Origin of the sequence: Pollutibacter soli (assembly GCA_029269725.1) — a bacterium.
GTDB lineage: Bacteria > Bacteroidota > Bacteroidia > Chitinophagales > Chitinophagaceae > Pollutibacter > Pollutibacter soli.
This window is the reverse complement of sequence record JARJHS010000006.1, coordinates 210,215-223,431: the sequence shown is the minus strand read 5'-3', so window position 1 is coordinate 223,431 and position 13,217 is coordinate 210,215. Positions and strand designations below refer to the sequence as shown.

Here is a 13,217-nt window from a genome sequence, read left to right as displayed (position 1 = left end):
TTTTTTCTGTTGAACATCTAAAGTTTCATGAAACAACGGGGTCTTGTCTGCACCAATATTGCGGTAATCCTACTGCTCTTCAGTACAAATCTGATGTATGGTCAGGATTTACCTGCATTAAGAGGTATGATTACTGACACCAGCACAAAGACTGTGCTTACAGGCGCAACTATCAGGGTTGTTTCAAAAACCGATTCTTCAATTAAACACACCGTCGTAACTGACAGAACAGGTCGTTTTGAAGTTAAGTCATTATCTCCCGGAGATTATCGTGTTCATTTTTCTTTTATTGATTATTCACCTTTTATAAAAGAAATTGCCTATTCAGGTATACCCATCAATCTTGGCAATCTACCCGCTGAAAAACAAGCCAAAGATCTTGCAGGAATCACTATTGTAAGTAAAGCGCCGCCAGTGTCGCAGAAAGGCGATACACTGATGTACAGTGCCAGTCAATTCAAGGTGAATGTGGATGCAAATGCGGAAGACATGATTAAAAAAATGCCAGGGGTAAGCGTAGAAAATGGCGCTGTTAAAGCACAGGGTGAAGATGTTAGGCGCGTTACCATTGATGGTCGCCAGTATTTCGGGGATGATGCAACACTTGCTCTGAGAAATCTTCCGGCAGAAGTGATAGATAAAATACAGGTGTTTGACAGGCTCAGTGACCAGGCTCAATTCACCGGTTTTGATGATGGTCAGACTACTAAGGCCATCAATATTGTTACAAAAGCTGATATGCGTAACAGCCAGTTTGGAAAATTGTATGGTGGTTATGGTACTGATGACAGGTACAGCGCTGGTGGGAATGTGAATATGTTTAATGGGACGAGGAGAATAGCATTGATCGGTATGTCGAACAACATCAATCAGCAGAATTTTTCATCGCAGGATTTATTAGGAGTAACGAGTAATGGTTCCGGTGGTAATCGCGGTGGAAACAGGGGCGGCGGCGGCGGTCGCGGCGGTAATTTCGGCGGAGGTGTGGGTGGTAATTTTGGTGGTGGCAACCAGAATAATTTCCTGATCGGTCAGCAATCGGGTATCAGCAAAACAAATTCATTTGGTATTAACTACAACGATCAATGGAGTAAGAAAACGGAGTTCACCGCCAGCTATTTCTTCAATAACAATAACAACACAACAGAGGAATTAACCAACAGGCAGTATTTTTTAACTCCTGAAACATCCCAGTATTATGATGAATTAAGCAGTTCAAATTCTCAGAACTATAATCATCGCATCGAAATGCGGCTGGATCATAAGTTCGATTCAGCCAATCAATTGATCGTTACTCCTTCAATTAATTTTCAACGAAATAAGTCATATACAGAAATTGCAGGTAAGAACTATTTCACCGCAAATGATCTCATCAGTACATTGCTGAATACAAATCAGCGTACGACTTACGGATACAATATCAACAATAATATCCTGTACCGCCACGCATTTAAAAAGAAAGGTCGCAGTGTAAGTATTGGTTTCTATACGGGTTGGAATGAAAACAACGCTGATCAGTATGTCAATTCATTCAGCGTGTATTATGACGGCTCCGTTAAAAATGACTCTCTGCGCCAGTATAATGATCTCGACAGAAATGGAACCAATTACCGCGTGAACCTGGTGTATACCGAACCCATCGGTAAGAACACACAACTTCAGTTTAATTATAATCCATCGTGGTCCAAAAGTGTGTCTGATCAGATCACTTATCATTTTGACGACATGAGCGGTAAGTACAGTTATTTTGATACGAGTCTTTCAAATGCTTTTATCAGCAATACTACCACTCAAAATGGTGGAGTAAGTATACGAAAAGGTGATCGCAACAAGATGTTCAACATTGGCGTGTCTGTTCAGAATTCGACTCTCGACAACGATCAGCAATATCCTTTTGTAACCAACATCCGCAGAAACTTTTTTAATGTATTGCCAAATGCAATGATCAACTATAAGTTCAACGCAAAGTCCGGTATCCGGGTATTTTATCGTGCCAATACCCAACTGCCTTCTGTATCAAGTTTGCAGGAAGTGATTGACAACAGTAATCCATTGTTCCTGTCAAAAGGGAACAGCAATCTTCAGCAGTCGTATGGACACACACTTTCTGCACGATACAATTTCACGAACAGTCAGAAGTCACAAAGTTTCTTTGCCAACATTTTTGCCACCCGTACGGATAATTATGTTGCCAATGCAACATATATTGCTACACAGGACTCTGTACTAACGCCAACGGTTACCCTTTATAAAGGTTCTCAGTTGGCGACCCCTGTAAACCTGGATGGATACTATAATCTCCGTTCGTTTTTTACCTTCGGAACGCCAATGAAATTCATCAAATCCAATCTGAATCTGAATGCAGGCATCAGTTGGACGAAGGCACCTGGTATTGTGAACAATGTGCACAATGAAACATCAACCATAAACTACAATGCCGGTTTTGTAATTGCGAGTAATATCAGCGAGCGTGTAGATTTCAACATCAACTATAGTGCAAACTATAATGCTGTTGAAAACAGCTATCAGCCCAACCAGAACTACAATTATTTTTCGCATATTGCCGGTGCTCAGTTCAACCTGATGAGTAAAGATGGTTGGGTATTTCAGAATGATATTTCCAATCGTTTATATCGCGGCCTGACAGACGGGTTTAATCAGAATTTCTGGCTCTGGAATGTTGCCGTCGCCAAGAAGTTTTTGAAAAATGATATGGGCGAACTGCGGCTATCCGTCTTCGATCTGTTGAAACAAAACCGGGCCATTACCCGCAATGTCACTGAAAGTTATGTTGAAGACCTTCGCACCCGTGTTTTGCAGCAATATTTCATGCTTACCTTTACGTGGCGTTTTAAGAACTTCGTGAAGAAATAGCTTCGCAAACACAAAAGCGGGAACTTGGTCGAACAGCTTTTAATTGAACGTTTAAAGCAGGGGGAGGAGTCTGCCTTCAAGGATATTGTTGAATCCAGGCAGGGCATGGTCTATAATACCGTTCTTGGTTTGGTTCAAAATGCAGAAGATGCTGAAGATGTAACCCAGGAAGTGTTCATCAAAGTTTTCGAATCCATCCGGCAATTTAAAGGCGAATCGGCCTTTTCCACCTGGTTATACCGCATCGCCGTGACTACATCCCTGGAATTTCTCAGAAAGAAAAGGAGAAAGAAAAGGTTTGCTTTTGTGACCGGCCTTTTTGGCGATAATAACCAGCCTGCTTACGATCCCGCCGACTTTGTGCATCCCGGCATACAGCTGGATAATAGAGAGAATGCCCGGATGTTGTTCCAGGCTATAAAAAAATTGCCTGAAAACCAACGTGTTGCGTTTAGTCTTCACAAAGTTGACGGCCTGAGTTACCAGGAAGTGGCGCAGGTTATGGAAACGACGGTTGCCGCTGTGGAGAGCCTGATTCACCGGGCCAGGCAAAACCTTAAAAAAATGTTGAAAGACCATTACAATGAAAACCGTTAGCGCAATTTTTTTTTTAAATTGACATCTATATAAAAGCAGTATGAACAAGCACTCACATAACGAATCAGATTTCGAGAAAATCCTGTCCAGCCTGGACGGGTTAACTCCTGCTGAACCCAGGCCTTTCTTCTATACAAGGCTTCAGGCCAGGATGATGAAATCGGAACAGTCTTCAATTCAGAGGGCAATGAAGCTCGTTGCAAAGCCTGCATTTGTATTGGGTACCGGGATCCTTGTACTTCTTTTGAATGGTTATATACTCTTTAGTAAACTGGAACAGAAGCAGGTGCAGGCTGAAGAAAGTACCCAGATGCTTGCGAGTGAATATACCAGTCTGAATTCACACTGGAATGAAAATCTGGTTGAGAATCCATGAATAATCTGACAAAAAATAAATGGCTGTTGTTTCTCCTGGGCTTTTTGCTGCTGGCGAACATCACACTTTTGTTGTCCTTTTACGTATTCGGTGAAAGGCCCGCAGGCAGAGGCGATAAAGGCAATCGTTCGCCACAGCCTCCGATTACCGGTTTCCTTTCAAAAGAACTGAAGATGGATGTTGATCAGCAGGCCAAATTAAAATCGTTGAAAGATGAACGTTTTAAAGTTATAAAGCCATTATGGGAAGAGATAAGAAAAACAAAAGATAGTCTTTATCATCAGTTGAAAGATCCAGCTTTTTCAGAAGAAGAGCTTAACGCATTAACCACCCGCCTTTCAGAAAAGAATAAAAGATCCGATGAGTTGGTGTTCCGTTATTTCCAGGAAGTACGGAAACTATGTACACCGGAGCAACAAGTAGGATTTGATACGATTGTGCCGCAGATGCTGAGTCGTAGAGATCAATGGAATAAAGGTCCGCACAAACCAAACAAGTAATAATCCCGCCATTTTACCAGCTGTTTATTGAGCACATTTTTCCACCGGATAACATCCGGGATAGCAGGCTTTTATTTAATCTTTAAAAATAATACATATGAATAAGAGAATCGTCTGGCTTATTTGCTTTTTATTTATCGGTTCCCTCACAACGTTTGCACAGGGTGGTCAACGCAGAACAGTTGAAGAAAGAGTGAAGATGACCATGGATACTTTAAAAGTCAATCTCAAACTTGAAGATGCGCAGGTTAAGCCCACAGAAACTATTTTCACTGATTACTACAAAGAAATGGATGCACTGCGTGAAGGCGGCACACGTCCTGATCGTACAGTCATGGAAGCTAAGATGAACGACAGAGACGAGAAACTGAAAAAGGTTTTAAATGCTGATCAGTTCACCCAGTACAAGGCCTGGGAAAAGGCGCGAATGGAGAGGATGAGAGCAGCGAGAGGCCAGTAACGTGTAACGTTAAACGTAGAATGTTGAACGTAAGACCCTGCGGTTGGAAGCGATTGCTTTGATTGCAGGGTTTTTTATTTGGGTATAACGTATAACGTAGAACGTAAAACGTAGAACCTTGCGGTTTGAAGCGGTTGCTTTGATTGCAGGGTTTTTATTTGGGTTTAACGTTAAATGTAGAACGTAAAACAATGACCATGCATGTGATAACTTTTGCAAAAGACTCAACGCGGATCAAGTAGCAACATTATTTCCGTAAGGGCTGACGTTCTACGTTTAACGTTATACGTTATACTCTCTCCGGCATACTCAACACGAGTACATTTGAATTCCTCAAAACATTTGCAGTTTCGCTTCCTAAAAAAAGCTGATCGAGCCAGGAATGTCTATGCGGAAATGTAACTAAGACCTGAGCATCATTTTCCTGCATATAATCACGAATGGTTTCATAAACATGCAGGTTCGCCTTTTTGTTGATCATCACGGGCTTTGTACCAAATTGCTTTTCGATTTTTCTGATGAATTCATATTCGCCTTCGAGCTCGGTTTCATTTTTCAGATTGACATGAATAGCATTGATCGAAGAATTTAATCTGTCAGCGAAGTTCTTTATATAGGTAAAATGAGATTCAGGAATAGTATCACTAAGGTCGGTAGCAACAACGATTTTCTTAAATTCTTTTGCTTCAAAATCTTCCGGTACCGCGAGTACCGGAACCTCCGGATGTGTGATCAGGTATTTGGCGACACTTCCAAAACGAAATGGTTTTGACTTGCCCGTACCGCGATTTCCTACGATGATCAATTCAGAACCTGCCTGTTTTGCAAAACCCATTATTCCCTGGTAGTATCCACCAGCACTCGCATGAACCTTTATGTCATAATGGTATTCGCCTTTATGCTCGTTTACAAATTCCCAGAGATCGTCTTCGAAATTTTTCCGGTAAGCTTCATATCCTGTGAGCAGTTGGCCTTCTTCATCCGCGATAGCAAAAGGGACATCAAACAAATGGATCAGGTCCAGTTGTGCGAAAAAATGTTTATTGAATTCAAAAACGAATTGGAGCGTATGCGCTGATGTTTCTGAAAAATCGAGAGGAACCAAAAACTTTTTCATGCGGCAAAATTTAAAAATGATTCAAAATGCCGATGCGCTGTTCACCTATGCTCTCATTAACCGAAAAGATCACTGCTCAGGTATCGGTCACCACGATCACAGGCAATAAATACAATGACGCCTTTTTCAATTTCCATGCCCACCTTCAATGCAGCATATGCTGCGCCACCGGAACTCATACCTGCAAAAATACCTTCTTCTTTTGCAAGTCGTCTCGTCATTGCGACAGCATCTTCCTGTGAAATATCAATAATACGATCAACTCTTTCAGGTTCAAAAATTTTCGGAAGATATTCTTTCGGCCAGCGACGGATACCTGGAATAGATGCGTTCTCGGTCGGCTGACAACCTACGATCTGAATAGTGGAATCTTTTTCTTTGAGAAATCGCGAACATCCCATGATCGTTCCTGTTGTTCCCATCGAGCTTACAAAATGGGTTATCGATCCCTCCGTATCGCGCCATATTTCGGGCCCTGTGGATTTATAATGCGACAAAAAATTATCCGGGTTAGCAAACTGGTTGAGCAAATGAAACTCTCCGCTCGCACCTTTTTCATCTGCATAATCGCGGCAGGCTTCTATAGAGTCAAGCAAGGTGACCTTTGCGCCATAAGCTTCCATCGTCAGAACACGTTCTCTCGTGGATGTGGAAGGCATCGCGAGCTCTATCGATACTCCATATAAGTTGGCTAATAATGCAAGTGCGATTCCGGTATTACCACTTGTTGCTTCGATGAGTTTTGAATTCTTATTGATCACACCCCGCTCCATAGCCGAACGGATCATATTTAATGCCGGACGATCTTTTACACTTCCACCAGGATTGTTACCTTCCAGTTTTGCAAATATTCGTACTCCGGGATTTGTATTAAGACGTTGCAATTCCACCATCGGGGTATTGCCAATGATATCAAGAACGGAAGCCATGATGTTAAACTGATTTTATTCTTCTCTCTTCTACTACTACGTCCGGATTATGATACACAAATGATCCGGGAGGAACAGATTTGGTAAGCCAGACGTTTCCTCCGATAATGCTGTTTCTTCCAACAACGGTATCTCCTCCGAGTATCGTCGCATTTGAATACAGGATAACGTGGTCCTCAATAGTCGGATGCCTTTTTATTGATGCCATTTTCTTATCGACGCTTAGTGCGCCGAGCGTAACGCCCTGGTAGATTTTCACGTACTTACCGATTTTCGCTGTTTCGCCGATGACAATACCCGTGCCATGGTCGATCATGAGGTATTCATCGATCTGCGCAGCAGGATGAATATCGATCCCTGTTTTAGAATGCGCCTGTTCGGTGAGGATACGTGGGATCAATGGCACGTCAAGACGGTATAGATTGTGAGCGATACGGTAATAGCTAACCGCAGTAAATCCCGGATACGCGCGGATCACTTCGAATTCACTTTTTGCAGCGGGATCGCCGTTAACGATCGCTTCAATATCAGTATACAAAACCCTGTATAGTTCCGGAATGGATTCAAAAAAGCGTCTTGCAGTCTTTTTATTGTCGCATAGATCGCATTCTTTATTTGCCTGGAGTATCTGGTGGAGTTCTGCTTCAAGCAAACGGAATTCATTATCCAGTTCTGCTTCATCCTTATGCACCAGTGACGAAAGCTCGGGAAACAAAAGACTGATCAGCTTCGATGCCCAATCAGCAATCTTTTCATTGTCGGGAACATAGCCGACCTGGTTTTGTTTTTCAAGTATATGTTTGTATAGTGCACTGGTCATGGTTACCGGCTGTAGTTTGGAGTTAGTCATGATCTGTTAAATTTAGCGGAAAAGCGATTCCGATTTCCGCCGCTCATTAACCTTGGGATAAATTTCACTATTTCTATAGAATTTGTAGAGAATTGAGAAAAATACGTTGAATAAACGAGGTTACAACGCGGGAATTTTCAATGCAGAAAATGCTGCCAGATTTACTAATATAGCCTGCTTTCATGTACTTAAAGTAAATAGCCAACTTCTATAAAGCGATCTTTCGCCCCTTCAGGGCCTGGTTTTCTTTTTTTGATCTTTCGCCACTTTAAGGCTTTGTTCCAAATGTATATTTTCTCTATTATCTTACGCCCCTCCGGGTTCCTGGAAGTCAATTTTACGGCGCGTCAACTCTGATAGTGTAACGTATTTACGCTTGACCAAATACCTGCATTCCGGATTTTCTTAGCGAAACTTGCTTCACATACTATTAATAAAAATAGTTTTAACCTTCTTAGCCCTGAAGGGGCGTGAGAAAATAAAAAAGATGACCAAAAGATTTACCCACCCCTGAAGGGGCGTGAGATCACAAGCGAAGAGCGTTGTTACTAAGGATGAACTACCAGTAGCGAAAGTATATTCCTCCGCTCAATTAAACCATTGCTTACAATTTAAATTGCAACGTCGCGTACCAATTTCTGATATCCGCAGGAATTATCCCCGGCCCGGGATAACCATCAGCCCTGCGCGTGAAATATTTTGCATTTGCCAGGTTATTAATGCCTGCGTAAATCGTAAACCAACGCCAGTTGTAACTCGCGCTGAGATCCATTACGGAAAAGGCCGGAATCACACCATCAACTGCCGTAGGTGTTTGTTCCGTATTCGTTGCGTCAGAATATTGCTTTGCCTGGTATGAACACTGGTACGTAACATTGAAACGCTGGTTGCCGAAACTCACACCCGTTCTCACCATCACCGGCGGTACATTTTCTACAAGCTTATCAGCGATAGCAGTGTTTTTGGTATTCACATACCTTGCATTGATCAGCGAGAAATTGGTATACAACAACAATTTATATTTTGAACGCCCATGGCTCATCGCTTTCAGGATATCTCCTTCGAATAACATCTCAAGGCCAAGGTTCCTGCTGTCTGAAACGTTTGTGCGCAACCGGTAGGTCATGAAACTGGTGTCGGTTACGAATATCGAACCAATGCGATCATTGTATTTGAGATAAAACAAACTGATGTCGGTATAAAACCAGTTCCGGAAATTTCCCCGGAAACCCAATTCCATATTATAACCTGTTTCATCTTTCAGATTAGGATCAACTCTTGCATTCGTGTTGACAATCCTAAGATCATTAAAATTGATTGAACGATAATTCTGCGAAATGTTCGCATACAATTCAAGTCCCTGTCCCAATTTAAGAGAGCTTCCAAGGCCAAGCAAAACAAATGATCTGGGATCTGATGTTGATTCAGGAATTTTTTCGTCAGGGATGAAAATATTGTTTTTGTAATAGTATCCGTCCGCTTTTGTATTGATATGCTCGAATCTTATTCCCGGAGTTACACTCCAGTTTTTTGTGATGTTGAAATTATTTTCTGCAAACAGGGCAAGATTATTTCCTGGAAATTCATAGCTGGATTTATTGGGTTCTGTTCCGAGAAAGTAGAAATCAGGCCCGCTTCCATCATTGGCATCGCCTTGTTTCCTGTCGGTCAAACCACGGTACAGACGAACGCCTGCGAGAAATGTACTTCGCTGGTCGTTAAATAATTTATACTGGTGGATCAGTCGAAGCTCAGAACCAAAATTGCTGTAACGATCACTCATCAGATCTCTGTCTCCACCAAAATCCGGGCGATTAATATAAGTCAGAACACCCAGCGCATCGCGACCGCCCTGCAGGGTATAATTTCTCCAGTTAAATCTTGTGTTTTTATTGAAAGCATAATCAAAATTCAGGCTGATCAGGTTCCAGTTTACTTTGAACCAGTTCCGCGCGCGATTGGACACAGATGGGTCTTCTTCAAACTGCTGATCAGTTAAACCGCCCGGTTGTTGGGCGAGATAAGTCATCAAGGTGTATTCAGCCGTGACCTTGAATTTTGGATTGAATGCATACGACAGGTGGGCATAGGCGTTGTGCTGATCAAAATGACTATTCGGCCTCCAGCTGTCTCCCGTTTTATACTGGTAGAATGCATAGTAGTTTAGTTTATTCTTTGCTACTGTTCCACCAATACTATTGAAGCTGTTGAAAAAATTGAAGGATCCGAAACTCTGCCTGCTGGTGATTTCAAATGGTTTGTTTGTTGGTCCTTCCTTCATTACAAAATTCACAAGCCCTCCGAATTGCGGACCATATTGCAGACTCGCCGCGCCGCGAATGATTTCAATTTTTTCAAGTGCCTCAGTGGAAGGCGTATAATAGCTTTCCGGATAACCGAGGGCATCTGCACTGATATCATATCCATTCTGCCTGATGTTAAAATTGGAAGATCTGTTTGGACTTAAACCTCGACCGCCGATACCCAATTGCAAACCGCCACGATCATATTCCCAGATATTCAGTCCGGGTACCCGCGCATAGATCTGCCTTGTATTGTTGGTTGCAAGATTCGCATTGATATTTTTCAGGTTGATAAACTCCGTTTTTTTGCCGGCATATATTGCTGTACCGGATACATCATTGAGCTTGCCGGAAACAGACTCACTTCTGAAATCGCGAATGAGTATTGTTTCCAGGGCACGACCTGTATCTGCTTCCATATTGATATCAAGTACAAGATTCTTATCGACGATTTGTAAAGAGTGACTGTATTCCCTGAAACCCGAATAATACACTGTTAAAGTATAAGTACCGGGTTGCAATTTGCTGAAACGAAAAAATCCATTGTCATTCGATACGATTGGCTTTTCCTGTCCGGATAACACCACGGTTGCACCAGCGAGTGCTTCATTGCCTGATCTCAAAGTGCCTGACGCAGTAAAATTAGTTTGAGCCGACAATGCATTTATTGAGAGCAACACTATCAGAAAAAATACAACAACACTTTTCATTCAATAACAACTTTAATCTTTAAAAGGCAACACCCATTTATATTGATGCCAGCCTGTCTCTTGTTCATTCAGATCAACCTTGGGATCGATAAACGGCCGCGAAGGTCGTCCATTCAGCGCAACATATACTTCAGCATAAACCTGTGGATGTTTGATTCCGCGCTTTGAATATTCTGAGGCAAGAAAATGAGCATATTTCACCATCATATCCGGTTGAGTACTCATCATCTTTTCCTGCAGGGGTGTAAGAAAACTTTTATTATCTACTTCATAAGCAGATCCATTGGTTTTATCCTTCACAGTAAAATATGCCGTTCCCGCTTTTTCCATCAGCATAACCCGCCAGGAGAAACGATATCCTTGTTCATGCCAGAATAAATTTCCCGGATATGCAATAAAACGCAACGGCACCAGTAGTTGGATTAGGATATACACAATTGCACCAACTTTCAACAGCTCAGGAAACCGGTAGTGATAAACAGCTTTATTTTCTTCTGAAAGTCTGTTGCGATAAGCAGGAATTTTCGACAACATTTTATCATGAAATTCTCCGGAGAAAAATATCAGACTGCTAACGATCATTACATAAGGAAACATACCGATAGCTGGAAAGAATATCGCGGTTGCCCCATGAAATATCAGCACAAATACATAGGCGGATTTTCGTGTTTTCTTATTCAAAAGAAAAAACACAATGCACAGATCGTAAACAGCACCAAACCAGGAAAACAAATAAGCAATCCATTCACTGTACATAAGTTTGCCTATGATTGGTAAATGACTCTTCGCAGGTAACCATGTACGCATGGGTTCGGCGTGTATGAGCCAATCGCTGTTCAGCTTTGCGAGACCAGCGAATATATACACCACTGCCATCTGGAAGCGAATACTGCCGACAACCCAGGCTGGAACCAGCAGGCGGCGTGAAGATGGATTTCTTTTGCAATCAACAGAAAAATCAGCTGCTGCAGGAAGCCATATCATGATAAATGCGACCAGGCTGATAAAGTAGTAGTGATTGAGATAAGTGGTAATATCTATCAGTTCTACATACGTGAATCCAATAAAAAAAACGATCATGGATAACCGATAAAATAGCCCGATCGTTATCAGAACTGTTGATAAGATGATGATAAGAAAGAGAAGATGCATACCGGTTTCTCCGAGTGGTTTGACCCACTCAAAGCCTGTATATGTAAAATGGAATTTAGGCTCGATATATACTGTTGTGACCCAACCACGCCACCAGAACCTCAGGAGACTAAAAAACATCAGCACACCAAAAGTAATTCTGAAACTGACCAGCGGTGCAATAGGAACAGGTCTGTTCCAGAATGAAGTTGGATGATTAGTCACCATCATTATCCATATAGGTTATCTGAACGCCGGTGGCCGATGCCACATCAGTTTTAATCAGTGTTAAAAGCTTCTGAACCTGTTTGTATGCTTCTTCCACGAGTGGCGCATTGTTGATGAATGCCTCTGAAGTCGGTTGTGGAATTGCCTGCAACGCGGAGATCGCAGTTTCAAACTGGTTGACTACGGTGGTATTAAGTTGATCTTTTTTTAACAAGACCAGGTAGTCGGAGATTCCTTTGCCGCTATTACCTATAAAATAGTTTTTCAGGCTTTTGAGGTTAGCAACAGCAAGGTCGCCTGTAATGCCGGAATAGTATCCTTCGCACCGATCTGCAAAAACGATTCCGTTGGATTGTTTGCCAAAAGGCCACCCGATACGCGGTCCTTTCATCGCATCCAATTCAAATGCAAACTGATTTACAAGCGCACCAATGGAGCTTCCTACATCTGTTTTCAACGAAGTGATAAAACTATTGCGATAGGAACCTGTCCATTGAGTTTGTGCGTTTGCAGTCAATGCCTTTATCCTCGAAACAATATCTCGAACATATTTTTTTCTGTTTGCACTATTTGCATCACTGAATTTGGCTACAGCATTCTCAGAAAAAAGGAGATAGTCAAGTGTAGGAAAACCCTGAATACTATCCGAGCTCACAGGCAGATTGAAATTGTAATTGCCCGATTGAATACCTGCTTCAATTTTTGACGGAACAGCAGGAAATGTATTCAGATAGTTATTCAACAGTAAAGCTGCCGAAGGTCCGAAGTAAGCAACTGAAATATTCTGATAGCTTACATATACATTTTTAAAAGACGCTTTCAATGCATTGTGTTTCGTTTGATCAGGTGCATCGAGGAAGGCATGGACTGCAGTTTCCAGCGTTCCAATTTTATCGTTCAAATCAGTAAATGCCGGGATGATGATATTGTCCGAATAATTTTTCAGCATATCAGATTTGAATTCATCTACACCATCTCCTGGTTCCTCGTTTTCGCCACCACCGGTACTGCTTCCCTTGCTACATGCAATAAGCGTGAGCAAAGCAATCAATGTCATTGAAAAGATGGCGACTGTTTTCTTCCTGAACATTACACTTAACATTGAAAAAATTGATTTTATGGTTATCCGGCAAAATATCTAC

11 protein-coding genes are annotated in these 13,217 nt (G+C 41.9%); 5 read left to right on the top strand and 6 right to left on the bottom strand.

The annotated features are described in order from the left end of the window. Positions 1-27 precede the first annotated feature (27 nt). From P2W82_RS16155 to P2W82_RS16135, 5 genes are all read left to right on the top strand, one after another. Positions 28-2,874, top strand: coding sequence for a TonB-dependent receptor (locus P2W82_RS16155; protein ID WP_336516946.1), 2,847 nt, complete (start codon positions 28-30; stop codon positions 2,872-2,874). A gap of 24 nt (positions 2,875-2,898) precedes the next feature. Then, positions 2,899-3,471 carry an RNA polymerase sigma factor gene (locus tag P2W82_RS16150; RefSeq protein ID WP_336516945.1) on the top strand — a complete coding sequence of 191 codons (573 nt, stop codon included), beginning with the start codon at positions 2,899-2,901 and terminating at the stop codon, positions 3,469-3,471. Between the two features lie 40 nt (positions 3,472-3,511). After that, a complete protein-coding gene (locus tag P2W82_RS16145) occupies positions 3,512-3,847 on the top strand; it encodes a hypothetical protein (RefSeq protein ID WP_336516944.1) in 336 nt (111 codons plus the stop codon). Further along, complete coding sequence (locus P2W82_RS16140) at positions 3,844-4,347, top strand: Spy/CpxP family protein refolding chaperone (protein ID WP_336516943.1); 504 nt, start codon at positions 3,844-3,846, stop codon at positions 4,345-4,347. The genes P2W82_RS16145 and P2W82_RS16140 overlap by 4 nt, the downstream gene beginning before the upstream one ends. A 97-nt stretch (positions 4,348-4,444) precedes the next feature. Next, positions 4,445-4,807, top strand: a complete 363-nt coding sequence (locus P2W82_RS16135; RefSeq protein WP_336516942.1) for a hypothetical protein — start codon at positions 4,445-4,447, stop codon at positions 4,805-4,807. A 289-nt stretch (positions 4,808-5,096) separates the two neighbouring features. Here the strand turns inward: P2W82_RS16135 and P2W82_RS16130 are convergent, their stop codons facing one another. The 6 genes from P2W82_RS16130 to P2W82_RS16105 form a co-directional block, all read right to left on the bottom strand. Further along, positions 5,097-5,924, bottom strand: a complete 828-nt coding sequence (locus P2W82_RS16130; protein ID WP_336516941.1) for a universal stress protein — start codon at positions 5,922-5,924, stop codon at positions 5,097-5,099. A gap of 56 nt (positions 5,925-5,980) precedes the next feature. Continuing rightward, a complete protein-coding gene (gene cysM / locus P2W82_RS16125) occupies positions 5,981-6,853 on the bottom strand; it encodes a cysteine synthase CysM (RefSeq protein ID WP_336516940.1) in 873 nt (290 codons plus the stop codon). A gap of 4 nt (positions 6,854-6,857) precedes the next feature. Further along, positions 6,858-7,703, bottom strand: coding sequence for a serine O-acetyltransferase EpsC (gene epsC, locus P2W82_RS16120; RefSeq protein ID WP_336516939.1), 846 nt, complete (start codon positions 7,701-7,703; stop codon positions 6,858-6,860). 604 nt (positions 7,704-8,307) lie between these two features. After that, on the bottom strand, positions 8,308-10,716 hold the full coding sequence (locus P2W82_RS16115) for a TonB-dependent receptor (RefSeq protein ID WP_336516938.1): 2,409 nt from the start codon (positions 10,714-10,716) through the stop codon (positions 8,308-8,310). A gap of 12 nt (positions 10,717-10,728) precedes the next feature. Next, positions 10,729-12,078, bottom strand: coding sequence for an HTTM domain-containing protein (locus P2W82_RS16110; RefSeq protein ID WP_336516937.1), 1,350 nt, complete (start codon positions 12,076-12,078; stop codon positions 10,729-10,731). Continuing rightward, the gene (locus tag P2W82_RS16105) at positions 12,065-13,177 is read right to left on the bottom strand and encodes an imelysin family protein (protein ID WP_336516936.1); all 1,113 of its coding nucleotides are present in this window, start codon (positions 13,175-13,177) and stop codon (positions 12,065-12,067) included. Before P2W82_RS16105 ends, P2W82_RS16110 begins: the two co-directional genes overlap by 14 nt. Between the last annotated feature and the right edge of the window lie 40 nt (positions 13,178-13,217).

What these genes read in the sequence shown, in the direction of transcription:
- P2W82_RS16115 (WP_336516938.1), bottom strand. Translation starts at nt 10,716, where the DNA reads ATGAAAAGTGTTGTTGTATTTTTTCTGATAGTGTTGCTCTCAATAAAT.
- P2W82_RS16130 (WP_336516941.1), bottom strand. Translation starts at nt 5,924, where the DNA reads ATGAAAAAGTTTTTGGTTCCTCTCGATTTTTCAGAAACATCAGCGCAT.
- epsC (WP_336516939.1), bottom strand. Translation starts at nt 7,703, where the DNA reads ATGACTAACTCCAAACTACAGCCGGTAACCATGACCAGTGCACTATAC.
- cysM (WP_336516940.1), bottom strand. Translation starts at nt 6,853, where the DNA reads ATGGCTTCCGTTCTTGATATCATTGGCAATACCCCGATGGTGGAATTG.
- P2W82_RS16105 (WP_336516936.1), bottom strand. Translation starts at nt 13,177, where the DNA reads ATGTTAAGTGTAATGTTCAGGAAGAAAACAGTCGCCATCTTTTCAATG.
- P2W82_RS16155 (WP_336516946.1), top strand. Translation starts at nt 28, where the DNA reads ATGAAACAACGGGGTCTTGTCTGCACCAATATTGCGGTAATCCTACTG.
- P2W82_RS16135 (WP_336516942.1), top strand. Translation starts at nt 4,445, where the DNA reads ATGAATAAGAGAATCGTCTGGCTTATTTGCTTTTTATTTATCGGTTCC.
- P2W82_RS16110 (WP_336516937.1), bottom strand. Translation starts at nt 12,078, where the DNA reads ATGATGGTGACTAATCATCCAACTTCATTCTGGAACAGACCTGTTCCT.
- P2W82_RS16140 (WP_336516943.1), top strand. Translation starts at nt 3,844, where the DNA reads ATGAATAATCTGACAAAAAATAAATGGCTGTTGTTTCTCCTGGGCTTT.
- P2W82_RS16145 (WP_336516944.1), top strand. Translation starts at nt 3,512, where the DNA reads ATGAACAAGCACTCACATAACGAATCAGATTTCGAGAAAATCCTGTCC.